At 36.4% G+C, this 26,642-nt stretch carries 14 protein-coding genes; 4 read left to right on the forward strand and 10 right to left on the reverse strand.

The window, feature by feature from the left end; genetic code table 11:
- Positions 1-8: 8 nt before the first annotated feature.
- From ACPF9A_RS17055 to nagB, 7 genes are all read right to left on the reverse strand, one after another.
- A complete protein-coding gene (locus tag ACPF9A_RS17055; RefSeq protein WP_303599669.1) occupies positions 9-269 on the reverse strand; it encodes a DUF4212 domain-containing protein in 261 nt (86 codons plus the stop codon).
- Between the two features lie 131 nt (positions 270-400).
- Positions 401-1,477, reverse strand: coding sequence for an anhydro-N-acetylmuramic acid kinase (locus tag ACPF9A_RS17060; RefSeq protein ID WP_423998744.1), 1,077 nt, complete (start codon positions 1,475-1,477; stop codon positions 401-403).
- Positions 1,464-2,318 (reverse strand): lysostaphin resistance A-like protein, encoded by an 855-nt coding sequence (locus tag ACPF9A_RS17065; protein ID WP_423998746.1) that lies wholly within the window; start codon positions 2,316-2,318, stop codon positions 1,464-1,466. The genes ACPF9A_RS17060 and ACPF9A_RS17065 overlap by 14 nt, the downstream gene beginning before the upstream one ends.
- Positions 2,319-2,323: 5 nt before the next feature.
- Positions 2,324-3,880, reverse strand: a complete 1,557-nt coding sequence (locus ACPF9A_RS17070; RefSeq protein WP_423998748.1) for a glycoside hydrolase family 3 protein — start codon at positions 3,878-3,880, stop codon at positions 2,324-2,326.
- Positions 3,873-5,147 (reverse strand): MFS transporter, encoded by a 1,275-nt coding sequence (locus tag ACPF9A_RS17075; RefSeq protein WP_423998750.1) that lies wholly within the window; start codon positions 5,145-5,147, stop codon positions 3,873-3,875. Before ACPF9A_RS17075 ends, ACPF9A_RS17070 begins: the two co-directional genes overlap by 8 nt.
- Positions 5,131-6,666, reverse strand: a complete 1,536-nt coding sequence (locus ACPF9A_RS17080; RefSeq protein WP_423998752.1) for a glycoside hydrolase family 10 protein — start codon at positions 6,664-6,666, stop codon at positions 5,131-5,133. Before ACPF9A_RS17080 ends, ACPF9A_RS17075 begins: the two co-directional genes overlap by 17 nt.
- A gap of 58 nt (positions 6,667-6,724) precedes the next feature.
- Positions 6,725-8,653, reverse strand: a complete 1,929-nt coding sequence (gene nagB, locus ACPF9A_RS17085) for a glucosamine-6-phosphate deaminase (RefSeq protein WP_423998754.1) — start codon at positions 8,651-8,653, stop codon at positions 6,725-6,727.
- 204 nt (positions 8,654-8,857) lie between these two features.
- Between nagB and ACPF9A_RS17090 the strand changes: the two genes are divergently transcribed.
- Together ACPF9A_RS17090 and murQ are read left to right on the forward strand one after the other, a co-directional pair.
- A complete protein-coding gene (locus tag ACPF9A_RS17090) occupies positions 8,858-9,607 on the forward strand; it encodes a DeoR/GlpR family DNA-binding transcription regulator (RefSeq protein WP_423998756.1) in 750 nt (249 codons plus the stop codon).
- Positions 9,608-9,611: 4 nt separating this feature from the next.
- Positions 9,612-10,424 carry an N-acetylmuramic acid 6-phosphate etherase gene (gene murQ / locus ACPF9A_RS17095; protein WP_423998758.1) on the forward strand — a complete coding sequence of 271 codons (813 nt, stop codon included), beginning with the start codon at positions 9,612-9,614 and terminating at the stop codon, positions 10,422-10,424.
- Between the two features lie 91 nt (positions 10,425-10,515).
- Here the strand turns inward: murQ and ACPF9A_RS17100 are convergent, their stop codons facing one another.
- Entirely contained in the window at positions 10,516-11,637 is a 1,122-nt protein-coding gene (locus ACPF9A_RS17100; protein ID WP_423998760.1) for a PQQ-dependent sugar dehydrogenase, read from the reverse strand.
- A 128-nt stretch (positions 11,638-11,765) separates the two neighbouring features.
- Between ACPF9A_RS17100 and ACPF9A_RS17105 the strand changes: the two genes are divergently transcribed.
- Together ACPF9A_RS17105 and ACPF9A_RS17110 are read left to right on the forward strand one after the other, a co-directional pair.
- Positions 11,766-20,339, forward strand: coding sequence for a T9SS type B sorting domain-containing protein (locus ACPF9A_RS17105; protein ID WP_423998762.1), 8,574 nt, complete (start codon positions 11,766-11,768; stop codon positions 20,337-20,339).
- A gap of 188 nt (positions 20,340-20,527) precedes the next feature.
- Positions 20,528-21,241, forward strand: coding sequence for a prolyl oligopeptidase family serine peptidase (locus ACPF9A_RS17110; protein WP_423998764.1), 714 nt, complete (start codon positions 20,528-20,530; stop codon positions 21,239-21,241).
- A gap of 13 nt (positions 21,242-21,254) precedes the next feature.
- On the opposite strand, the gene ACPF9A_RS17115 is transcribed toward ACPF9A_RS17110, so the two are convergent.
- Positions 21,255-24,590, reverse strand: coding sequence for a VCBS repeat-containing protein (locus ACPF9A_RS17115; RefSeq protein WP_423998766.1), 3,336 nt, complete (start codon positions 24,588-24,590; stop codon positions 21,255-21,257).
- Between the two features lie 359 nt (positions 24,591-24,949).
- Positions 24,950-26,638 (reverse strand): RagB/SusD family nutrient uptake outer membrane protein, encoded by a 1,689-nt coding sequence (locus ACPF9A_RS17120; protein WP_423998768.1) that lies wholly within the window; start codon positions 26,636-26,638, stop codon positions 24,950-24,952.
- Positions 26,639-26,642: the final 4 nt, after the last annotated feature.

Consider the following 26,642-nt stretch of genomic DNA (forward strand, 5'->3'; position numbering starts at 1 on the left):
TTGTGCTGTTATTCGTTGTAGCCGTATTTTTTATCCAACTTGTTCATGAGTCTTACATAAACAAAAATCAGAATTACAAATACATAAATAGATCCTTGCTGCGCAAACCAAAAGCCTAATTTGAAGCCACCTATTTTAATAGTATCTAAAGCTTCTTTAAATAGAATGCCTGCCCCAAAGGATACAACGAACCAAATAGCCAATAAAATGAATAAGTACCTAACATTTTCTTTCCAGTAAGCGGTTGCTTTCTTTTGTTTTTCTGACATGTCTATTTCGGTTTTTATGAAGTGAATATTCTTGAATTTTCAAAGGATCCTTCAAATAAAAATTAGTATGCTTCAGCGATAAATTGCTGGGTCTTTAAATCTCGATTATCGAGTAAATTAGGTAAAAAAGTTTAATTGGGTATGAACAATACTCCGCTTGAGGAATCTTTTTTTGCACCAGTGACAGATGAGAGCACATTTGTTAATTGCTCTACTCTTAATACGCCCATCAGCGCAAATACCAAAGCTTCTTTAAATTCTATAATGATCTTTTCTGGCACAATTACTTTTGTCGAGTCGACTAATTTTTGCTGTAAAGTTTCTATTAAAAAGGAGTTCAATGCGCCACCACCTGTAACCAGCAATTGCTGCTTGTCATTTTTGAAATTGAGATTAATTTGTTGCGCTACCTTATCGCATATATGGTGAATACCTGTATGAAGTAAATTTTCGATGGTATCATCCGTATTTTCTACTATAGGAACCACTTCTGCTAAAAACCATTCATAACCGATGGATTTTGGATGTGGTAGTAGATAGTATTTTAAATTGTTTAACTGCTCTAACATCCTAGGGTTTATGTTACCCGAACGCGCAAGTTTACCATCTTCATCATATTCTAAATCTACCTTTCTGGTGATGTAGTTTAAAATCATATTTGCCAAACCGATATCATATGCAATTCTCTTATCCTTTACTTCAAAAGACACATTGCTAATACCACCAAGATTTAAACAATAATCATATTCATTGAAAAACATGCGGTCACCTATTGGTACTAGCGGAGCTCCTTGTCCGCCAAGTGCTAGGTCATTTGTTCTGAAATCAGCAATTACTTTAATACCTGTAGCATTTGCCAAATGTTGTCCCGAACCTACTTGAAAAGTAAGGCCCATTTCTGGTCTGTGATGAGTGGTATGACCGTGACTAGCAATGTAATCTACTTCTAACTTGTTCTCGTTTATGAATATTGAAGTTTGCTCACCAAGGTAAGTACCGTAAGTGTTATGTAATTCAATAAGTTTTTCTGCGGATAGACTAATAGCATCTTTAAGGGTATTCAACATCTCTGATGAATACTTCACACTTTTAGTTTCTTTAATATCAAACTCCCAAATGCCATTTTTCTCCCAAATGTGGCAATAGGCTAAATCAAGACCATCTAATGATGTGCCCGACATGAGACCAATAATTTTATATATTTTCATTTTCGATCAATTGGGGTTTCTTTTTTATTTGATAATAATAGATGATTAAAAACACTAAAATTAACTCGGTGAGTAGAGAAAAAACAGAGCCTTCGAAGCCAAATTGACCTCCATTAATTTTGTTGTTTTCAGGAACCGTAAATTCAATAATACTATAAATATCTTGCCCACTAACATTAAAACCAAGTAATGACTGAAAGAGGTTCCAGCTAAAATGGAATGCGATAGGGTACCATAAATTTTTAGTATACATATATGTAGCACCCAAAGCCATACCAGCCAAGAAAAGCCCCAATAAACTAAACAAACTTATATTAGGGTTGGCACCATGCATTAAGGCGAAAAGTGCGGAAGCGACTATTAAGGCAACATATTTATTGAATGAGAGCATTAGATTTTTTTGAATATACCCTCTAAACAGTACTTCTTCTAAAAATGCTACTAGTATAAATAACACCGTGGTTAAAAACAATTCTTGTAAATTAAAATTGAATTTAGAGAATACAATCTCTTTTGAAGCTACTAGACTAAAATAGGCAATCATCATTATTAATAATCCTAGTAAAGTGCCTATGGCGATATCCTTTTTTCTGTTTTTAAGTTGAAGTCCTACTTCTATAAATTTTTCTTCGTCTACAAATTTCATAAATAGCCAAATGAGTAGAAATGTGCCTAAGAAAGAAAAGGCCGTCATAATTACATATTGTATGATTGTTTCTTGATAGTCTATATCGCCCATCGGTATGTCTGCTAGTAAAGCACCCGCAACTTGAAACAAACCTACTATTAGAAAGTAGGGTATTATGATTGCTAAAACTCTTAACCACCCATTATGATTCATATTTTTTATTTTAATGCTACTGGCAATTTTCCCTTTGCTTCTAAAGTACCCAAAAAATGCTCGGTTGCCACATCTTGAAATTCTTTAAAATTCTGATAAGCTATAACAGTTGCCGTTGTTTTTTCGATATTGAAAAACTTCAACGCATACGGATTACCGAAGTGATACAGAATAACATTTTTAGAGGCTATCAGTTTATTTATAAAATCGATTTCGGCATCAAAGAATCCGAAGTTGTTGGTCGGTTTTATTTGTGGAGGAGTTAATAGAAGTAAGATTTCGGTTTCTTGCTCAACTTCTTTTTTCATTTCTAAGATATTATCTAAAATATCTTGCCTCGTTTGGTCGGCTCCAAATCGTTTTATGGTCAATGTGCAGAAATTGGTTGATTTAAACGCAGCAATGTCTGCAGCAATACCATGATGTAAAGCCAATGAGTTTTCTGCTATTTTTCTATTTAAAGAACTTGGGTCGTTTAATTCAAGCGTTGAATCTTTATTTAAAATCGCTTTTTCTTTCAGCTGCCAAATGCGTTCGATGCTTTTATTAATTTGAGCTTCAGTAGCATTTTTTAAGATATGCAGAATACCTTCTTCTATATGTTCGGCAAAACATAATACATCATTTCCAGCGTCAAAAGCTAACCATTCTAATTCTCCCTTAATAGGGTAATGTTTTGACACCGCATGCATATTCAGCGCATCGGAAATAACAACCCCGTCAAAGCCCATTTCATTTCTTAGCACACCAGTTATAATATCTTTATTGATACTTGAAGGTAGACTAGCGTTTTTAGTTAGTGCAGGAACGGATAAGTGACCCACCATAACCGAATCGACACCTTCATTAATTAATTTTTGAAAAGGATACAATTCATTTTTAATAAGTTCTTCTTTCGATTTATCAATAAAGGGTAAGCCTAAATGCGAATCTGTAGCGGTATCTCCGTGACCAGGAAAATGTTTAATGCTCGTAAGCACACCTTCACTTTGAGTGCCTTTTACAAAAGCAGTTGCCATGTTAACTACATTGTTTTTGTCATCGCCAAAAGAGCGATACCCAATCACAGGATTATTCGGGTTCGTATTGATGTCGACCACGGGAGAAAGATTCCAGTGAATTCCTGCTGCTTTGCAGTCTTTGGCAATCTGCGTGCCCACCTCAAACACTAATGCTTCGTTATCAGTATTTGCACCAAGAGTTATAGCATACGGGTATTGCGGTGTATTTTCAATTCGCATTGCTAAACCCCATTCGGCATCAATAGAAATCAGTAGGGGATAGGTTGCGGCTTTTTGATATCTCTTGATAAGGTTTTTTAAGGTGTCAAAACTATTTTCATTGACAACTACTTTCTTCTTGCCTTCAAAATTAGTCGCAGCACTTGCTCTGGAATGAAAGAAGCAGAGTCCGCCAACGTGGTGCTTAGATATCAGTTTTTCTAATTGCTGAATTTCTTCTTCTGTATCATTTATAAAAGCTGCGGGCATAAAAAGCTGTCCGACTTTCTCGCTCAAAGAGAGTTTTTCTATAGCTTCTTTTGTAGGTATTATTTTATTCATTGGGAGCTGTTGTTTTTTTACCGAAATCTGCCGGATAAGAAATGAATTTTAGTAAGAATACCGCAGGTAAGGCAGCAATAACTACCCAAACGAAAAAGCCTTCATAACCCAGCCACTGTTGAATATAACCACTAGCCATGCCCGGTAGCATCATGCCCAGCGCCATAAAGCCTGTGGCAATCGCGTAATGTGATGTTTTAGACTTACCGTCTGCAATATAGATGAGGTACATTAAAAAGGCTGCAAAACCGAAGCCGTAGCCGAATTTTTCAAAAATCACGGTTGCTGTTACTGCATAAATATTTGTGGTATTTGTCACCGCCAGTACGGCGTATAAAATATTGGGTAGGTTTAATGAAAGTACCATGGGTAGCATCCATTTCTTGAGGCCATCCCTAGAAATTAAAATTCCTCCTAAAATTCCTCCTATGGAAAGAAAGATAACTCCCGCTGTACCGAAAATAGTACCTAGTTGTTCTGTAGAATATCCTAATCCACCTTTATCGGGGGTATCCAACAAAAACGGAGAAGCCATTTTTACCAATTGAGATTCACCCAAACGATAGGTAAGTATAAACGTTAGCGCAATGCCGATACCTGGTTTTTTGAAAAAAGAAGTAAATACTTCTAAGAACCCTGCAGGCTTTTCTTTTTCTTCGGTGCTTTCAGATTCGTACTTTGGTGTGACAAAGAAGTTGGCAACTGTCATGACCAACATTAGAAATGCTGCTGCCGACATGGTTACGCTCCAGGCTTTGGTATTGTCACCATATTTGTTCTCTAAAAATCCCGCTAAAACAACTATTAATCCTTCACCGGTGACCATCGCTAGTCTGTAAAAAGTACTTCGCATACCTACAAAGAAAGATTGTTTCTTTTCGGTCAAACCTAACATATAATACCCGTCTGATGCTATATCATTGGTTGCAGAGGCGAAAGCGGCCATCCAAAAACAGGCCAATGATGATATAAAAAACATGTTGGTCGGTAAGGTCAACCCAACGCCCAATAGTGAAATAGCAATTAACAGTTGCATAGCTAAAAACCATTTACGCTTAGTACTTTTTAGATCTACAAACGGACTCCATAATGGTTTCAATACCCATGGTAGATACAATAAACTGGTGTATAGACCAATGTCTTCGTTGCTAACGCCTAATTTTTTATACATAATTACCGAAACTGTGACTACCAAAACATACGGCAACCCTTGTGTGAAATATAAAACTGGAACCCATGCCCAGGCGCCCTTATCTTTTTGAATCATTTTTAAGATTGTTCTTTAGGTTGATGACCGTTGGTTTCGTTTCTGCACCATAAAAATCAATAAAGCTGATACTGTAAAATGATTTACGGTAATCTGATTTTGATATGCGAATGGAATTAGAATTCGCTATCACTAAATTTTTAGATAGTAATTTTTTAATAGAATATTCCTCTTTTACCTTTCTGCCAGCCTTGTACAGAAGTGCATAACGCAAGCCTGTTAAGTCATCGTATTCTAAAATGACCTCATCACCATCTATAGAAATATCTAAAAGTTTGGGTGTCTTAGAAATATGATTTTTTGCCAACGAAGAAATAGGGTTCAAAGCAGGTAACTTGTAATACTTCTTGTGAATATATTCAACAACGTCATCGTTGTCGTTCATTAGAGATTTGGCACTGAACATAATGTTACCCTGAATTTCCGGAGTCTCTCGTGCAAGTACTAATTGATTAGGAATCTCTTTAATATCATCCCAAGCTTTATCGCTGTTGTTTCTTATTTTATATGGACCGTTACCAACATATAGGTTAGTACCATAATTGTTTTTAGCCCACCATTCTACAATTTTGGTGTGCGATGCTACTGGCAGATCCATACTCCAATATACTTGGGGAGCTAGGTAATCAATCCACCCTTTTTTCATCCAAAGTAGCGGGTCTGCGTATAGATCTTCATAGGTGGTTTGCCCTGCTTTAGTATCTGATCCTTTTGGGTCGGTTGAATTGTTTTTCCAAACCCCGAACGGACTAATACCGAACTGTACCCATGGCTTAATCGATTTTATAGTATTGTGAGATTGACGTACGAGAGAATCTATATTGCTACGTCGCCAGTCATCAATAGTCTGATCTTTCTGTGCGTAAGTTGCAAATGCTAAAGAGTCATTAAAAACTTCATTGGTTATTTTATAGGGATAGAAATAATCATCGAAATGAATAGCATCTACATCATAGGAAGCAACCAATTCTGCAATGATATTAGAAAAATGCTTGCGTACCTCTGGTAGTCCAGGGTTGTAGTAGTTCTTTTTACCATAATGCACGATCCACTCTGGATGTTTACAGTAATCATGGGTTTCAGAAAGTACTTCGAAATTTTCATCGAAAGTAGCTCTATACGGGTTCAACCATGCGTGAAATTCCATGCCACGTTGGTGAGCTTCGTTTATCATCCATTCAAGAACATCTGTATTCCATTTTGGTGCTGTGCCTTCATCACCCGTTAGAAATCGAGAATATGGCGCGTAATCAGATTCATAAAACGCATCTCCTGCAGCACGTACTTGAACGATTACAGCATTGTAATTTTCTTTTTCATAAAAATCTAGAATTTTAAGGTAGTCCGCTTTTTGTTTCTCAGAAGTATCATTGCCATTTTTTGGCCAATCTATATTGACCACCGTAGCGATCCATACGCCTCTAAACTCTCTCTTCGGATGTTTTTCGTACGATTGAAAAACTCCGCAAGAATTAAGAAGTAAAAAAAGTAGAACGAGTAGTGTTAATTGTTTTGTCATAAATGTAAAAAAGGCCCATTTTAAAACTAAAAATAGGCCTTTTAATTCAATTTAGTTGTTAGTTGAATTTATGTCTTACAAAGGCTTCCATTGCGGCGTATGATGATAAGCCCATTGCTTTATATTTATTGGCAGTGTCACGATTTCTTTCTTCTGCACGCATCCAGAATTCTCTTGAATCATCACCTTGAAACATCACTCCGTCTTTTTGAGATTGGTGACAGAAAATTGCATATCGCTTTTTCAATACTTGCCCCGGACTCATTGGTACTGCCATTTCAATTTCGTTGATGTCCCACTCATGCCAAGCGCCTCTGTATAACCATAACCAGCAATCTTTCATGAATGACTCTGATTTCAATTCTTCGCATGCTGCAAATACAGCATCTAAACAAACCTTGTGTGTACCATGTGGATCGGCTAAATCGCCAGCGGCATAAATTTGATGAGGTTTTATCTGTTTGATAATATTTACCACAATCTTAATATCTTCATCAGATAAGTTTTTCTTCTTTATCGTACCTGTTTCATAAAAAGGAAGATCTAAAAAGTGTACGTTTTTATCATCAAGCCCCATATACCTGGTAGCGGCATATGATTCCCCTCTTCTTATTTTTCCCTTTAAATTTCTAACTTCTGGAGCATCTATGCGTGTTTCGTTTTTCTCTGCTATAGATTTTATAATATTTTTAGCCTCATCTGACGGATTGATTTGCATAGCTATTTCAGCATATTTTCTAGCATCGGTATCTGAAACTGCAATGTTGCCAGAAGTTTGATATACAATATGTACATCATGACCTTGCTCGACTAATCTGTCAAAAGTGCCGCCCATAGAAATAACATCATCATCTGGGTGCGGACTAAATATGATTACTCGCTTTATAGCCGGTATAGCACGTTCTGGTCTGTGGGTATCATCAGCATTTGGTTTGCCGCCTGGCCAACCTGTAATGGTATGTTGTAATTTATTGAACATTTCAATATTTAGATCATAAGAATCGGCTAAGGCTAAAAGATCGGCCATACCGTTATCATTATAATCTTTATCTGTCAGACTTAAAATAGTTTTGCCTGTAGTTTCACAAAGCCAAACCATGGCTTTAGCCTTTAACTCCTCGTTCCATTCGCAAGCATCAACTAACCAAGGTGTCTTATTTCTAGTTAATTGGCTACCTGCACCTGTATCTAAAACAAAAGTACAATTGTCATGTTCTTGCAGATAGGTTGCCGGTACATGAGATGAAATATCGCCTTCTATAGTTTTTTTAATGATACCAGCTTTGTTTTCTCCCCAGCCCAATAAAACAATTCTTTTGGCTTTTCGTACTGTGGCAATCCCCATGGTAATTGCTTTTCTAGGTACATTGGCTATTCCTAAGAATGAAGGTGCTGCATCTACTCTTGTGATGTGATCTAAAGTAATTACTCGTGTTCCAGAATTGAAATGTGATCCTGGTTCATTGAAACCTACATGCCCCGTTCTACCAATACCCAGTAATTGAAAGTCTAAGCCGCCATGCTCTTTTATTTTACGATCGTAGCTTAGGCAGTATGCTGTAGTTTCTTCATTACTTACGGTGCCATCTGGTATATGAATATTTTTTTCAGGAATATCTACATGATTGAAAAGATGCTCATGCATGAAGTAAAAATAACTCTGTATGTTATTCGGCTCCATCGGTAAGTATTCATCTAAGTTGAAAGTGATAACATTTTTAAAGCTTAAACCTTCTTCTTTGTGCATACGAACCAATTCTTCATAAACCCGTATTGGTGAAGAACCAGTTGCTAAACCTAAAACGCAATTTCTCTTTTGTCCCTGTCTCTTTTTTATTAAAGCAGCAATTTCATGAGCTACGACTATCGAAGCTTCATTGGAGTCTTCGAAAATGACATTATGAATTTTTTCGAATCGCGTTTCTTCGAACTGACCAATGGGTTTGTGGGTGATGTCGATCTTGGAATTTTTTACAGCTGTTTTCATGAGGTTGTGGTAGATTTTTGGATTTTTAAATCATGCAAATATATGCGTTATTTTAATTTAATGCAGTTTTTTGCAATAAATATTGCGGTATTTTGCTGTTAATTTAATATTAATTTTTGTTTTAATAACATTAACGACATAAAACAGCATGTGCTAAAAATTATTATCTTTGTAATAATTACAAGTACATAAAGTTGCTGTTACATGCTAAAAGAAGAGCGTCAACAAACCATTTTAAGTGAAGTTGACTTACATAATAGAATACTTATAACAGATATTGCCGAGGCTTTAGATGTATCAATTGATACTATAAGGCGTGACGTTAAAGAGCTAGATGCAGAAAATAAATTGCGTAAAGTTCATGGTGGTGCAATCTCTATGGGGTACATGACTAATAGCGCCAGAAATACCAATATATATAAGATAGAAGATAAAGCGGCAATTGCCGTAAAGGCGGTTAGTATGTTGCGAGATGGTGCTGTTATTTTTTTAGATGGTGGTACTACGTGTATGGAGCTTGCAAGAATTATACCTGAGAATTTAAATCTTACTTGTTTTACGATTAGTTTACCAGTGGCTATGGAATTGTCTCATAAAGCAAATATTAATGTAATTTCTATTGGCGGACAAATTTCGAAGGAAGCACAAATTGCTATTGGCGCTAATGCCATTCATCATCTATCTGAGATACGATTCGATTATAGTTTTATCGGTACAGGATATGTTGATGCAACCTACGGATTAACAGAATTCGATTGGGATATTGTACAAATCAAAAAGGCGGTGATTAAAGCATCTAAGAAAACGGTCTTGTTGTCTATCTCTGAAAAACTGAATTCTCAACACCGCTATAAAACGTGTGATATTAATTCTATTAATACCATGATCACAGAATTAAAGCCCGATGATACATTGCTAATGGCATTTAGAAATCACGATATAAAAATTTTATAAGTATATGGATTACAAGAAAATTACCGAAACTCCGTCGAACCACGACAATTTAGAGTTGATGGATACCACTACTATTCTTCAAAAAATGAATGAGGAGGATAAGAAGATTGCCGATGCAGTAGAAAAAACGATTCCGCAAGTAACGAAGCTTGTAGATGCCTTAACAGAAAGATTTAAAAAAGGCGGAAGATTATTTTACATAGGTGCAGGTACCAGTGGTAGATTGGGAATTCTAGATGCTTCTGAGATCCCCCCAACTTTTGGTATGCCGCATGAACGTGTAGTTGGTTTAATTGCCGGTGGTGATACTGCTATTAGAAAAGCGGTTGAAAATGCTGAAGATGCAACTAAACAGGCATGGTTAGATTTAAAAGCCCACGATATTAATACGAATGATGTGGTTGTAGGTATAGCTGCATCTGGTAGTACACCATATGTGATTGGCGGATTGGAAGATGCTAAGAAAAACGGAATCTTAACTGCTGCAATTACCAACAATCCTGGAGCACCAATTGCCAGAATTGCAGATATTCCTATCGAGATTAATGTAGGTCCGGAATTTCTTACCGGTAGTACAAGAATGAAAAGTGGTACGTCTCAAAAACTGGTATTAAATATGATATCTACCGCTTTAATGATAAAAATTGGTAGAGTTAAAGGGAATAAGATGGTGAATATGCAATTAAGCAACGATAAATTGGTTGATCGTGGTACGCGCTATATTATGGAAGGGCTGAATATTGAATACGCCGCCGCTGAAGCTTTATTGAAAAAGCATGGCTCCGTTAAGCTGGCTATTGATGCCGCTAGGGGGTAAGTAGCTCTTCTAATTTTTGAATAAGCATAAAAAAGGTCTGTAATCAAATATGCTTACAGACCTTTTTTGATTTCGAGAGCTTGCTATTATGCTACTTTTTCGGAATTAGTTTATAGATGCCTTTTCCTTCAACGGCGACATAAACAAAACCATCAGGACCTTGTTTTACGGCACGTACTCTACCTAGTCCGTCCATTAATTTTTCTCTTGCGATTACTTTGTTTCCATCCATTACCAATCGTTCTAAATATTGAAAAGCCAAGGATCCTACTAAAAGACTCCCTTTCCAATTTTTGTATTTATCCGTAGTTACAAACTCCATTCCGCTAGGGGCAATAGACGGTACCCAATAATGTATGGGTTGCTCCATTCCGCTCATTTCTGTTTTATCGGTAATTGGGGTGCCACCATAATTGATTCCGTAGGTGACTAAAGGCCATCCGTAGTTAGCACCTTTCTTAATGATATTAATTTCATCACCACCTCTTGGTCCGTGTTCATTATCCCAAATTTCTCCTGTAATAGGATGCTTTATCAACCCTTGCGGATTTCGGTGTCCGTAACTGTAAATTGCAGTCTTCGCGCCTTTTTCGCTTATAAACGGATTGTCTCTCGGTATACGCCCATCGTCATGTAAACGATAAATTTTACCGCCATCTCTTTTAATGTCTTGTGGGTTGATGTCCCTATCCCCACGCTCACCAATAGAAAAGTATACATATCCGTCGTTATCAAAAGCAATTCTAGACCCAAAATGTTGCCCTTTTGTAGTATTCGGTACCGCCTTATAAAGTACTTGTGTTTCGGTCAAAGAATTATTCTTCAATTTTGCCCTCATTAATGCGGTATGTCCGCCCTTTTCATTTCCGTCTGTTGATGCATAAGTGAGGTAGATCCATCTGTTTTCTTTGTACTTAGGGTGAAGGGCAACATCCAATAATCCGCCTTGACCTCTGTTATATATTTCAGGTGAATTGCCGATTATCGTTTTTTTTCCATTGTTAAAATGAATCAATTTACCTTCTTTTTCGGTGATTAAAATACTATTGTCAGGTAAGAAGGTGAACCCCCATGGAATATGTACCTCATCGACGAACAGCTCAGCTGTAAAAACAGACTCTTTTGGTGTAGTTACTTTGTTATCAGTATTTTGCGCGCAAGAAAAATTTAGCGATACAACGAATAAAAGGTTGAAGATGATACTATTTTTCATATACAAACGTTAGAAATATATTAGAGAACACATGATTATTTAATAAGATAAAATATAAGTATAAAAATTACACCAAAGAACTAATTAGATCCCAAATCAACTTTGTTCTTAAAAACGAATTTTAACCTATGCTTCCAAAACAACAGCGGTACGCGCTGTATGTACTACTTCTGATCGTTATTTCAGTAATTGGTACTACGGCTTTAGCCAACTCTAAAGTAACTACTTTATACGAAGAGGTGGCACATGTAATCGAAAAAGCTGTTTCGGTTTCTACCAAAAACACATCTACTTTAGAAAAGAAAAATCAAGTTGCACGTAAGTCTAACTTAGCTATTTCAGCAATGTTTACTACACTGATTGTGGGTGCAGATGCTACGGAGACTTGTAATGATAACGGATTTACAATTGCACGTTTTAATTTATGTGGTGATTTTGATGATCGTATTATAAGTTTGTCTGGCGGGCCGTATAGTTCAGTTTCATGGCAAGTATTGGGTGGCTCTTGCTCAGCGAACGTAAATACAGAATGCCCGAATACTACAGCATCTTGTTATTCTACAATTAGTTCTGGACAAACATTTAATTTAGACGCTAGTTCTGTTCCTGCAACTTCAGGTGCTGAATATAGAGTATTGGTAGATGGTCAACCCTATTACTTTAAAGTAAAGAAAAGTACTATAACCCAAACGTATGTAAAACAAGATTATATCTGTGGAGTTGATGGTAGAATACAGATTACCAATTTATCTAGTGCCTATGAGTTTAGTATTGATGGTGGTACTTCTTGGCAAGGTGCTATATTTTCTAACCTAACACCAGGTACGTATAATATTTTAGCGAGATTAATAAATACAGCTAATACATGTGAATATCCTTATGAACCTATTGTTATAGAAGAAAAGGAAATTCAAATAGCCGCTACTTTTACAGATGCATTATGTAGTGGAGATACTGGTAGTATTACTGTTACTGCCTCTAACGTACCAGGACCTTATAAATATACTCTATTGAACTCTAGTGGTGTAGCCCAAGAGTTTACTGCTTTTATAGCAACAAACCCTTATACGTTTTCTGCGGTAGGTTTTGGTACATATACTGTTCAGGTAGAGACACAACAATGTACAGGTGATCCTTTAAACGGAATTACCGCTCCAAGACAGGATGTTGATACCAGCGGTAATCCTTTAACTATTGGGGCAGGTGCTTCGGCTTTAGATGCCTCAACTGAAGTTAATAGTAGTTTCGGTTGTTCAGATATCTCTAGTGCAGATATTACTTTAAACACAACAGGAGGTTCAGCACCTTATACATTTACAGTTAATGGTGGCACTGTTCAACCTTCATTTGGAGATGCGACTACAGATTCTGGTACAACTACATATACGGTATCATCTGCAGGAACTTATGATTTTGTAATTACCGATAGTAATGGTTGTATTATTAATGCTTCTTCTGATGTTGAAGATTTATTGCCGCCAGATGTTACGGTTGCAGGTATTGATGGTACGTGTAGTAATGGTGGAGCAAAACTAGAGTTTACTATAAATAATGGTAGAGGTTATAATATTTCTTATAGAGAAAGTGCTTCTGAAGTTTGGGTGAATACACCACAAATTTCAGTAGCTGCGGGTACTTATAATGATATTGAAGTAAGATACCAACAAGGTGCATTCGAATGTACTTTAGATTTACCTTCTGTAACGGTTGATACTGTTGGTTCATTAACAGGTAGTGCAACTAAAATTTCTGATGTTACTTGTACAGGGGCTGGAACTACTGGCGGACAAATTGATTTTGTTGGTCCGTTTTCTGGTGGATCAGGTAGTGGATATGTTTTTAGTATTGATGGTGTCAATTTCTCTGCAATAACTTCTTATACCGATTTAGCAGCAGGTACGTATACACCTATTATTCGTGATGCAGGTGGTTGTCGTTTAGACCTTACATCAATAGAAATTTTAGATGTTGATCCTCCAACAAATTTAGATTTTGCACAAAGTAATATTAGTTGTGCTGCTGGTACATCTGATGTTCAGTTGACTCCAACAAGCAACGCTGCAATCAATAGATATGAAATTATTAGTCCTGCTTATTTTGATAATGGTAATAACGATACGTTTACAGGTTTACTAACATCTCAAGCTTATATTTTTCAAATTACAGATGTAAACGGCTGTTCTTATACTGAAGGTTTTAGACCTGTAGTTATAAGTTCTATTCGTGCTCGTGTAAAATCAGGAGGAGATTTAAGAGTTTGTAATGGAGCTACCGATGGTACAGGAACATTTATTATTGACGGTTTTGCAAATAATTATACGTATGATATTAACGGAGGCTTGTTTACAGGCGGACCACAAAGCACTAACGAAGTAGTTTTACCATTATCAGGTGCAGGTACGTATACAATTACAGTTACTGATGCTGATACTGGTTGTACTGATACAACTTCTTTTGATATTCAAGATGCTCCTGTTTTAGATTTGGCAACAAGTACGGTTACTGATATGAGCTGTGCAAATGGAAATTTAGGAGCCGTAAGAGCAAATGCAACTGGTGGTTGGGGTACATTCAGATATACCTTGACACAGCCAGTAGGACCAGAAATTGGCCCAAAATCAGGAAGTACGTTTAGTAACCTTTCTGCAGCAGGAACATATACTTTAACTGTTGAAGATGCAGAAGGTTGTACAGATACGTTTTCATTCGATTTAAATCCTATCGATGCACCTAGTATAGCATTAGATGGTCCTTCGTCAGATTTCTGTTTCGTTGCAGGTACTGGTGCTACGGTTGCAGTAACTTCTACTGCAGGTACTGCAGCTATTGGAACACATCAATATAGAATTAATGGTGGTACGTTACAACCAATTCCAACTTTTGCGGGACTTTCCCCTGGTAATTACACAATTGAAGTAGTAGATGGTAATGACTGTTCAGATAGTTTACCGATTACTATTGCTCCTCAATTAAGAGTGAATACTAGTATTGAAGCTGAAATACCTTGTGGTGGAGCAGATGGTAGAATTAATGTAAGTGTAAACGGAGGATATACTTCTGGTGCTGGTGCAAAACAATATGAAGTAAGTTCTGATGGAGGAGCAACTTTTAGTGCTGCGGTTCCATTAATAACGGATACTTTTGATTATGATACAAATGTACCTGGAGATTATGTTTTCAGAATTACAGATAATAACACTACAAGTAGTGGTTGTGTAGCAGAGTCTGTTTCAATTACCTTAAATCCGCCTCAAAATATTGCAGCAGCGGCATATACTACTAGACCAGTAAGCTGTAGTTCTACTAACAATGGTTCGGTAACCATAATACCAGATGCTACAAGCGGTGTACCACCGTACGAAGTTAACTTTAATGGAATGGGATGGGCTTCAGAAACAGTATACTCCAACTTAACGGTAGGTACGTATTCTTACTTGGTAAGAGATGCTAGAGGTTGTGAAACCCCAGCTGATACTTTTGATATTGTATTAGATAATACAGCACCACCTGCAACTACGGTTTCTGAAGTACAGGCAGTTTGTGGAGGTAGTGGACCAGTAAGTGGCGGTATTACTATTGATGCTGTTACTGACGGTACGGCTAATTTCGATTTTATTATTGAAGATAATACAGGGGTAGAAATTACGAGAATGGAAGATGTTGATCCTTCTGCCTTACCGGTACAAATTTTAGATTCAGGTTTAGTAACGGGAGATTATATGGTTATTACCATTGATGCTAACGGCTGTACGGATATCGATACTGTTTCTATTACTTCAAACGAAGTAGTTATAACACCAATACCGCCACCGGCACCAGCAGATTGTGATGATACATCATTTACTTATGCTGTTACCGTAACTGGAGGTTCTGGTTCATATCAAATAAGATTAATAGATCAGCCTAGTTTTTACGCTTTGAATAATACACCGGCAGTCAATGACCATACTTTTAGTAATACTGCTGACGGCATTCAATATGGGGTGGCATATACTGTGGTTGTTTTAGACGTAGTAACAAATTGTACTTATGAGCAAGAAATTCCTCCTATAGATGCACCTTCTACTTTAGATGTTACGGCAACTTCAACTCCTGGGGCATGTGATTTAAATAGAAATGGGGAAATAGCTTATGAAATAATAGGTTATACAATTGGTGATGCTTTAAGAATTACATTAATAGATAATTCAGATGGTTCAAGTATAATCTTAGAAAATTCCGTAATCACAACAGTATTACCTTATTCAGATACATATGCAGAATTACCGGGCAACTATCAGATATTGGTTGAAAATTTAACCGATACATGTACAGATGCCGCACCGGTTACTATACTTCAAAATTTACCGGATATTGATATTTTGCAAGAGGTTCCTGCAAATTGTAATGCTTTTGGTCAAGTTACCGTACAAGGTAGAGGTGGTTCTGGTGGACCATATGAATTTGCTTTTATGGATACAGGTGTAGCACCTACAGGTTGGACAACGGCTACTACGTTTTCGGCAGCTGATGGTACTTATGATGTTTATGTAAGAGATGCAAGTGGTTGTACTTCATTTGATATTGCTACCATTATTTCTTTAGATCCAGATTTACCGGTACCAACATTTGCAGTAGTAAATCAATGTGATCCTACTTCAACTGCTTTTGATATTACCGTAAGAGTACCTAGTTCTGTAAACACGCCAAGATTTACTTTGGGTGGTGATGAGCAATTACCAACTGTAGTCGGTGCTTTTTGGGAGTATACATATATAGTAAGTAGTCCTGGTGATTATGTTGTTGATGTTGTTGATGCAAATGGTTGTACTAGTGAAGGTATTGCTACGGTTTACGATTTCTTATCGGCTACGGGTAGATTTTCAACAGATAGTACGTGTAATGATGCAGATGGAGAAATTACCATTTCAACTACTGGAGGTAGTGGTGATTTTACTTATGAATTGACAGGTACTGATTATAACGCTAGTGCGGTAGGTTTAATAACACAAACTAATGATCCAATATTTACAGGATTAACTCCTGGAACGTATGAAGTTCGAATAATTGATCGAGTAGTAAACGATGGTGCTGGTTTCTGTGAAACAACCGTTTCTAACATTATTCTAAACCAAGCAGCACAACCTGCAATTGTTTCAGAAGAACGAATTGATATTAGCTGTAGAGATGAAAATGACGGGTCTATTGAGATAGTAGTTGGTCCGGCAAATGCATTGGTACCATTTACATCTCAAGATACTCCGATCACCTATATTTTAAATGATGTTAGCTCAGGAACTACAGAGGTGACAAGAAATAATACTGGTGCTTTTTCTAGTTTACCAGCAGGTGATTATCAAGTACAGGTTGTTACAGCTCGTAATTGTGAGGTGTTATCTGCTGTACATACAATTACCAATCCTGATGCTTTCAGTATTACTGCCAGTGCTGCAGATTTTGCTTGTGAGCCAGGTGCAAATAGATATAGTTCAACCATTATTACGGTAAATGTGGTAGACGCGGGTACTGTTGGTTCAGGCTATCAATATAGTATCACTGGTTTTGAAAATTATCAAATGCTGAATACGTTTGAAATCATTGATGATGGTAGTGCTCAAAATATTACTGTTTATGCTATTGATGGAAATGGTTGTCAGACTACATTTGACGTTCCTACTATTAATCCGCCAACAGATGTTGTTCCAACAATTGTTGAGGTAGATATTTTAAACTGTAGAGATGATGAACGTGTACGTATACAAGTTATAGGCACAACTGATTTTACGGTGAATACGGTATCGGTAACTCCGGTAGCTCCAGTAACCAACTCTTCGGGTAATAACTATGTAGATGTTTACTTATCTGATGTAGGAGATTACTTGTTCGAAGTAACCGATAATGCCGTAGGTTGTACGTACCCAATGCCAGTACATACGGTGAATACACCAGAAACGCCAACGGTATTAATTAGCGAAGCTAAGCCTGTTAGTTGTGCAGTGCCAGGCAATGATGGGGCGTTATTCATTACTGTAGGTAATTATACAGGTGAGTATGAAGTATTTGTTTATGAAGCAACTGACATAACAAGGTCTACGCCTTTAGCTTCCCAAACCTTTAATACAAATGATTATCCAGACGTAAATGGAGATGAGGCTAGAGTAGATAATTTAATAGGTGGTAACTTGATTGTTGATGTGGTTTCTATTGATACGCCTTTCTGTTCAGGTACAAGTAATGTAACGAATATTAGAACTCCTAATGGGGAACTTCAAGTAACAGCTGAATCTATAGGTAATGTTAGTTGTACAAATAATACAGGTGAGATAATTGCTACCGGTACTGGTGGCTGGGATACAACTCCGTATGAATATAGATTATTAATGAGTGCAGATGGCGGTGCTACGTATACTTCTGAAATTGCTGCATTCTCTAATAATAATGAATTTACAGGTTTGTCTTTCGGATTCTATGAAGTAGAAATTACAGATGTTGAAGGATGTACAAATACAGTAGAAATAGAATTAGAAGAAGTACCTCAAATTATTGCAGGTATTAGAGAGCCACAAACACTAGATTGCCCTAATGGTAACAATGCGGTGCTTGAAGCTTATGACACTACATCGGGTGATGCCATTACAGCTACGGCAGGTGCAAGCGGAGGTTTTGCCGGTGCAGGTTACAATTACACATTATTATACTTAAGTGGTGATGATAACACAGCTGTTGTGTCTGAAAGTGGATTGCAAAATACACCTACTTTCATTGGCGATAGTGGCGGATATATTAGTGCAGGTTGGTATGCAATAGAAGTTTCTTCTAGTTTTGGATGTTCATTTGTAACTGAAGCTTACTATGTTGATCCACCACCACCAGTTCAACCAGTTTTAGTACAAACAAGGGTACCTGGTTGTGGAGGTGATGGAGAGATGCGAATGACGATTGAGAATCCTGATCCTTTATTTACCTATGAATACTTGAGAGTTGAAAACGGAGTAACCATAGGGGCTTATGTGCCTATGACTGGTAATTCTGTGACTATTACAGGTGTTCAAGGGATTACATATCAATTTGACGTTAGAAAGGTGAATGGGGCAGGTGTTTGTCCGGCAATACGTTCTAATGGAATTACCATGACTGATGCTACGGGTATTACTTTACTTCCAAACTTACCAGATGATATTTCTTGTGCTTCTGAGTTAGATGGTAGAATAGAGTCATTTGTTAACGGTGGTGTAGGTGCAGATTTATTTTATTTATATGAAGGGGATCCTGTAGATGCCTTTAATCCAGCAGTGACTGCAACAGTAATAAGAGGTCCTCAAGATAATGGTACTTTTGAAGGTCTTCCTGCAGGTACAGAATATTACATTGCTGTAACTAGTGGCGATACTTGTATGGACATTGCTGGTCCTTTTGAAATAGTTAGACCAGATCCTATAATTTTCGATGCTGTGCCAACTAATGTAACTTGTAATGGAGAAGAAGATGGTACTATAACAGTTTCTGTTAGTGCTGGTGGTGAAGGCTTAATTCAGTTTGCAATTGCACCTAACTTTAATGAGTTCTTTAGCGATTCTGATAATCCTGGCACATATACTTTTGATGAGCTTGCAGCAGGTACATATGAGATTTTAATAAAAGATGACAACGGTTGTTTTGAAAAAGATTTTATCGTTGTTGAAGAGCCAGATGAATTACAAATAATAAATATCGATACCACACCTGAGTTATGTATTGGCGCTAATAATGGTTCAGTTGTTTTTGATGTTATCGGTGGTACTCCGTTCAATGATGTTACTATAAATCCTACCCCGTATTTTGAGTATAAAATTGAAATGGTTGATCCAATAGATGAATCAGGTACTGCAGTATTTGCTCCTTACACAGGTGCTATTACAGAAGATTTGCAAGGTGGAGCATCTTATATTATTTACATTCAAGATGTTAATCTTTGTGCGGTATCAGAGTTATTTACTATTGAAATAGGGGTAGACCTTACTGCAGAACCAATAGTACAATATGGTTGTGAAGGTATATTCCCAACGAGTACGACAACGATACAATTAGAAAATAATAACTTATTGTCTCAGCTGATGTTTGCTCTTGACCCAATTGATGCTACAGATGCTATAACAGCAAATGCAACCGATGAGTATGTTTGGGGAGATTTACCTGCTGGTGATCATATCGTATACATTTATCATGAAAATGGTTGTACCAATATGGTGGAGTTTAGTATCGAAGGATATGAGCCTTTAAGTCTAGTAGTAGATAAAACCGGACCTAATGAGGTTCTTGCAAATGCAGCTGGCGGATATGGTGAATATGAATTCTTTTTCAACGGACAGTCTTTTGGTGAGGAAACTACCTTTACAACCAATGAAAGCGGAATAGTAAATGTTCGTGTAAGAGATGCAAGAGGTTGTAAATTAGAACTTAGTGTGCCATTTGAATTTACGGGTATGTTAGAATTCCCTAATTTCTTTACTCCCGATGGAGATAACCTAAATGATATTTGGTCGCCGAATAATAGAGAACTTTTTGATGGTGTTGAGGTTCGAATTTATGACCGTTATGGTAGAGTAGTGGCTGTATTAGATGAGGTAAGCGGCTGGGATGGTAAATATGAAGGTAAAGAAGTGCCAACAGGCGATTATTGGTATGTAGTTAATGCAAATAGTGATGCAATTAAGTATGTAGGTCACTTTACCTTATACAGATAAATAAAAGAGAGAACATAGATTTAAAAAGGAGGATGCATTGAGCATCCTCCTTTTTGTTTCGCAAAATTTTAAATAAGTTTTTGAATTCTTATTCGTCTAACGTTTCGAACACAAATGGACCTAAAAGCACTTTAACTTTAAAAGAGCTTGTTTTTAAGGTACATTTGATATAAATTTTGAATTTACAGATGAGGTCAATTTTATATATTATTTTACTGGTTATCTTTCAAAGTTGTGCATCTCAGGCAAAACCTATTCTGATAGATTCAGAAATGGCAACGAATGTAAAAGAGAATCTAGCCTATTACCTGTATTACCCAGAAGATTACGAGGAGGAGCCTGAGAAAGATTTTCCTATATTACTGTTTTTACATGGCGGTGGCGAATCTGGCGATAGCTTGGTTACGGTGAAAAGGAATGGTCCGCCTAAATTGATAATTCAGGGAAAGAAATTTCCGTTTTTAATATTGGCACCGCAGAACCCTAATGAAAAAAAGTGGTGGAATACAAGGGCGGTGAAGCAATTGCTAGACTCCATTGTAGATAATAATAGAATAGATAAACGTAGAATTTATTTAACCGGATTAAGCCGTGGGGGAGGTGCTGCTTGGGAAATGGCAGTACAATATCCTGATACCTTCGCTGCGATGGCAGTAGTCTGTGGAATGACACCTTTACCTTATGCTTCTTGGATTAATAGAGACATGCCTATATGGGTTTTTCACGGCGAGAAAGATAAGTCTATACCAATAGAAGAATCTGAAACTATGGTGGCTAAATTAAAAGAAATGGGGTATGAAGTAATTTTTACTAAATACCCCAATGTTGGACACAGTGCATGGATCAAAGCTTACGAAACAGAAGCGCTGTACGATTGGTTTATGAATCAGGAGTTAAAGTAGCTTTACGTTCTAGTTAATTCTTCTGAAACACTCGAACAGAGTCTCTATTTTGAGTCACAATAAAGTATGGTCGGTCTACAATATTACTGTTTACTTTTATAATACTTTTTGCATCAGCTGGTACTAAGAATCCACTTTCACTAGTAGTAATAGTTGTATAATTACCTTTACCATCATTCTCTAATAATAAGCCGTTGAAGGCATCGTTTCTTCCAACGAAAACTTCATTTCCAAAATTATTTCCGATTAACAAAATATCTTCATTCCCATCCTTATTATAATCTAATGTTGTAATTCCATTAATTGGAGCAACTTGTGCTTCTATGGGTAGTGGGCTATATTTAAATGTGCCATTGCCCATATTTTCCAAAACTATACTCTTGTCAAAAGTGCCAATTAATTTTGTTGATCCTTGTAATTCTTCATCGGTAAATAGACTTGATATAGTTGCCTTAGAATATCCTTTAAAAGTGTTGAACTTTGCTCTAAATATTGGACTTTGACCATTCAAATCGCTCCAAAAGTTCACTGGAAATGATTTGTATGTGGGATTATCAAAGCTCTCTTTAAAATAAGCGAACATAACAGGATCAATAGTGCCATTGTTATCAAAATCTTTTGCGATTACTGTAACTGGTCTTTCTGATGATGGTTGGTAAAAGTTGTTCATACCTAGGTTACCTACAATAAAATCAATATCGCCATCATTGTCGATGTCAGTTTTTACAATACTTTCCCACCAACCAGAAAGGTCTTCAGCTCCTGTTTTCTCTAATTTATTGAAACTAGTTCTGTTATTTTTAAAAATAGTGATAGGCATAAATTCACCAACAACAATCAAGTCACTATTCCCATCTAAATCAATATCAGCCCAAACCGCATCGGTAACCATGCCTAAGTTTCTCAATTCTGGTGCAAGATTATCAGTTACATCTTTTAACGTTCCGTTTTCGTTTTTTAATAAGAAACTTTTTTCAGCATTGGGGTATTTTGAATAAGGTGTTCTGCCACCAACGAAGAGGTCGACGAAGCCGTCATTATCAAAATCTGAAACGGTAACAACTGAACCGCTTGCATTTATTTGTGGCATCTTATCGGTCGAAATACTAAAATTTCCCTTGCCATCATTCAGTAATAATCGGTCTGTATAGTTTATAGTTTCTAAATTGAATTCATTACTGCCAGAAACTAAGTACATATCTAAATCTCCATCATTTTCTAAATCGAATAAAGCAATACTTTCTTCTTCATACAGTTTATTTTCTTCATCGCTAAATAATGGCTGTTGTATGAAGTTGCCTTCTTTGTTTTGAAAAAATAATTGTGGGGAAGTACCTGAAGAACTACCGATAATAAAATCTTCTATGCCATCACCATTAAGGTCACCAACCGCTGTTACGGGACCATTTTGAGTTAGTTTGTGCGGTATAGTGCGTTGTATATTATAATCTACAATATCATTTTCTTCATGTAAGTAGTTTATTCCAATAATATTAGAAACTTCTTTGAAAACTGGTTGTGTTTTTTTTGCAACAAATGGGAATTTTAAATCTTCTGAAGATATAGCAATTGCATCTTCATATTTTAAGATTAACCTTTGGTTGCCTTCGACGTTGGTTAATTTTTGATACTTATTATCTGTCCAAAGTACTTCAACAGATGCTACTTGTTTTTTATCTCCTAGTCCAAAATGTGCTATGTCTTCAACGGTAGACATATACCCTCTATACGTGTGGTGTTCTTGGTATTGAAAAGTATCGTCTTTAAATCTTAACACAATTTTTGTGCCTGTCTTTATCGATTTTGATGCGGAATCTATTAAACCTATACTTAGATAATTATGTTGACCATCCTTTTGACTGGTATGGTTTTGGAAAATCAGGGCTTCGTCATTTATATTATTTATGATATAATCTAAATCTCCATCATTATCTAAATCTGCAAACGCTGCACCATTAGAGAAGGAGGGTATACCAATTCCCCAATTTTCACTAACATCTGTGAACTGGTTATTTTTATTGTTCTTATAGGCGTAGTTAGGAATCTTGATTTTTGGGATAGAATCCAAAATTTGAGCGGGACTTAAATATCTACTTACGTTAAATTTGAAATCACCGAAATCTAAATCTGTAATGTCTCTTGGAAAACCATTTGTTATCAGTAAATCTTGATAACCATCGTTATCCATATCAGCAAATAGGGGAGACCAGCTCCAATCTGTTTTTGATATGCCTGCCATTAGACCAATTTCACTAAACGGCACATTGTTTCCATTACCTTTTTGTAGCATGTTTCTGGTGTGCTGGTATTCGTAACCGAAACGATCATTTAAGATATACTCTGTGTACTTGTTTCCAGATAAAGTTGTTTTCAACCTTTCGTTGGTTTCGCCAAGCATATCTAAAGTGATGATATCTAGATACCCGTCATTATTAAAATCGGAAATATCATTACCCATCGAGAACTTACTTTGGTGCTTAATGTTCTCTTTTATCTTATTAGAAAATGTGCCATCTTGATTGTTGATGTATAGAATGTCATTTGATAGGTAATCGTTACTTACATAAATATCTGGCCATCCATCGTAGTTTAAATCGGCTATGGAAAGGCCTAAGCCGTAACCTTCTATAGTTATGCCTGCTTCTATAGTTACATCGGTAAAAGTACCGTCACCATTGTTTTTGTATAATTTATCATTACTTAATGCAGAGCCATCAGTAATTTTTTTTCTAAAATTAGATGGTAAAACATGAATATCAACATTGTTTAAAACGTATAAATCTAAAAGTCCGTCTTTATTGTAGTCAAAGAAGGAAGCTCCCATACTATTACCTGATTCTTCTACTCCAAATTCTGAAGCTTTATCTGTAAAGGTTGGTATGTTGTTTTTATTTAAACCTTGATTTATGTATAGAATATTTTTCTTTTCTTCAGCGCTGTCTAACATTGCAGAACATATATATATATCTAAAAAACCATCATTATTAATATCTGCCAGAGCTACACCGGTATTCCATTTATTTAGGGCTTCTATACCAGATTCCTTAGAGACATCTTTAAATTTAAAATTTCCCTGATTTAAGTATAACTTATTAGATACTTGATTTCCACTAAAAAATATATCGGGCATATTGTCATTGTTGAAATCGCCAATAGCTACACCACCACCGTTAAATATATATTCACTGGTAAGAATATTAAAACTATCTGTTTCAATGATTTTATTATTGAAATCAATACCTGATTCGGAAGCAGGGACCACTTTAAAAAGTGAGATGGATTCTTTTTGATTACATGAGAAAAAGCTGATAATTAGTATTGTAATTGTTAGAGCCGAAAAGATTCGCATAATTGGATTTTTAATACTATTTACTAGAGAAGAAGTAGTCAATTTGTAGTTAGTTTATTGTAAAGAAAATGATGTGATCAAGTGTCGTATGTTCGTAAATGTTGATTTGCATTTTTGCAGTACCAAAATAGTGTTTTTGTACTGAATATCATAAGTAGTTGTGTACTTACTTAAAGATTTAACTTGATTGTTTTATGAATATTTTTTCAAATTTAAATATGAATAGTTGCTGTGTTTAATTACTAATTACTTGCACGACTACTTTATGAAATACTGTTCCTAATTTTTTGAATTTTGTTTAAAAAAAAAGCAGGACATCAATTAGATGTCCTGCTGATTATGAATTTAATAACTAGTTATTAATAACCAGGGTTCTGTTCTAGAATACCACCACTTAAATCGATAGCGGTTAATGGAATTGGTAAAACCTCGTTCTTAGCTTCAAAAGCATTTGCTTTAGTACCAAAGTTTGCAATGGTACGGCTTTCGTTGGTAATGTATTCGTTGATTACTTCAACTCCGTTACCCCATCTGTACAAATCGAATAAACGGTGACCTTCCATACTAAGCTCTAAACGACGTTCATGACGAACAGCTTTTCTTGCGAAAGCTTGATCAGCAAAACTTGTGTAAGGTTCGATAACATAGTTTGCAGCATCTGCATCACCAGCTTCATTTTGAATATAGGTCATATTTTTAGCTCTATTACGCACTAAGTTTACCCATGTTAAAGCTGATGCTAAATCATTTGTCTCTACAGCAGCTTCAGCTCCCATTAATAGAACATCTGCAAAGCGAATAATATGATAGTTGATACCGGCATGTTGTTGACCCCACGCACCAGCACCTTGGTTATCCGTATCACCACTTTGATAAACGTTTTTAGCTGGTAAGTATGGACCAGAAATATCCGCAAATGTTGCACGAATCCAAGAGTGACCTGGGAATGTTCCATAACGGTTATAATCAATCCCTCTTCTACCAACTGTGTAATCTAACCTTGGGTCTAAAGGACCTGTATGTGTAGTAAATGCATCAGCATCTTCTAGACCGTAATCATTTGCTACATCAGTATCATTGAAGGTATCCAATAACGGAAGACCTGAAGCATCCGTTTGAAATGCATTCACTAAATCTTGAGTTGGTTGGTAAAAACCACAACAAGAACCAAACGGACCTGGATTAGGAAAGTTCAATACACCACCCTGATTTCCGTTCAAAGATTGACCATCATCGGCAGTAAATTGAATAGCAAAAATAGCTTCAGAACTGTTTTCTCCAGCACTTTCCCAGTTAGCTACAAACTCAGGATTTAAAGAGTAAGGACCGTCATTGATTACTTCTTCAAATAGATCAAAAGCAGCAGCCCATTCAGATTGTTGTAAATGTACTTTTCCTAAATAAGCTTTTGCAGCCCAAGAAGTTGGTCTACCCGATTGCGCTTGTGACGCAGGAAGGTTGTCAATTGCAAACTGTAAATCAGCTTCTATTTGATCCCAGATAGGACCAGGGTTTGGCTGGTTAAATTCTGTGTTCGCATAGTTTTCTTCAGAAATGTAAGGAACGTTTCCGTAGATTCTTTGCAATTCAAAATTAAAGTGCCCACGTAAAAAACGTGCTTCGGCTAATTTACCTGTTAAATCCGCATCTTCTATGGTCGCAATTAATGCGATTACTGCATTTGAACGATTAATACCTGCAAAAACAGAAGACCATTTTCCAAGGACGTAAGGGTTAGCTGTTGTCCAATTATAGGTCTCCATTTCAAAAAGGTCCGCTTGATCACCATCAGTACTTCCTTTGTGGGCATCATCTGCTAAAACATCAAACCACCAGTTGTCTCCACTTGCTGCGAACCCATTACCAGATAAATTGTTACGTATACCGTCTAAGGTTGAATACGCACCTACCAGTAATAATTCAACGCCAGCTTCATTTTGTACTGCAGCGTCACTAAGAGCACCAATTGCGGGTTGCTCTGTAAAATCGTCGCTACATGCACTTATAGCAACAAATAATGTGAGTAAATAAATTAAATTCTTTTTCATTTTT

This window comes from Maribacter sp. IgM3_T14_3 (assembly GCF_049603095.1).
Lineage (GTDB): Bacteria > Bacteroidota > Bacteroidia > Flavobacteriales > Flavobacteriaceae > Maribacter.

Bases quoted from the DNA above. Each gene is read 5' to 3' on its own strand.
- ACPF9A_RS17055 (WP_303599669.1), bottom strand. From the start codon at position 269: ATGTCAGAAAAACAAAAGAAAGCAACCGCTTACTGGAAAGAAAATGTT.
- ACPF9A_RS17060 (WP_423998744.1), bottom strand. From the start codon at position 1,477: ATGAAAATATATAAAATTATTGGTCTCATGTCGGGCACATCATTAGAT.
- ACPF9A_RS17065 (WP_423998746.1), bottom strand. From the start codon at position 2,318: ATGAATCATAATGGGTGGTTAAGAGTTTTAGCAATCATAATACCCTAC.
- ACPF9A_RS17070 (WP_423998748.1), bottom strand. From the start codon at position 3,880: ATGAATAAAATAATACCTACAAAAGAAGCTATAGAAAAACTCTCTTTG.
- ACPF9A_RS17075 (WP_423998750.1), bottom strand. From the start codon at position 5,147: ATGATTCAAAAAGATAAGGGCGCCTGGGCATGGGTTCCAGTTTTATAT.
- ACPF9A_RS17080 (WP_423998752.1), bottom strand. From the start codon at position 6,666: ATGACAAAACAATTAACACTACTCGTTCTACTTTTTTTACTTCTTAAT.
- nagB (WP_423998754.1), bottom strand. From the start codon at position 8,653: ATGAAAACAGCTGTAAAAAATTCCAAGATCGACATCACCCACAAACCC.
- ACPF9A_RS17090 (WP_423998756.1), top strand. From the start codon at position 8,858: ATGCTAAAAGAAGAGCGTCAACAAACCATTTTAAGTGAAGTTGACTTA.
- murQ (WP_423998758.1), top strand. From the start codon at position 9,612: ATGGATTACAAGAAAATTACCGAAACTCCGTCGAACCACGACAATTTA.
- ACPF9A_RS17100 (WP_423998760.1), bottom strand. From the start codon at position 11,637: ATGAAAAATAGTATCATCTTCAACCTTTTATTCGTTGTATCGCTAAAT.
- ACPF9A_RS17105 (WP_423998762.1), top strand. From the start codon at position 11,766: ATGCTTCCAAAACAACAGCGGTACGCGCTGTATGTACTACTTCTGATC.
- ACPF9A_RS17110 (WP_423998764.1), top strand. From the start codon at position 20,528: ATGAGGTCAATTTTATATATTATTTTACTGGTTATCTTTCAAAGTTGT.
- ACPF9A_RS17115 (WP_423998766.1), bottom strand. From the start codon at position 24,590: ATGCGAATCTTTTCGGCTCTAACAATTACAATACTAATTATCAGCTTT.
- ACPF9A_RS17120 (WP_423998768.1), bottom strand. From the start codon at position 26,638: ATGAAAAAGAATTTAATTTATTTACTCACATTATTTGTTGCTATAAGT.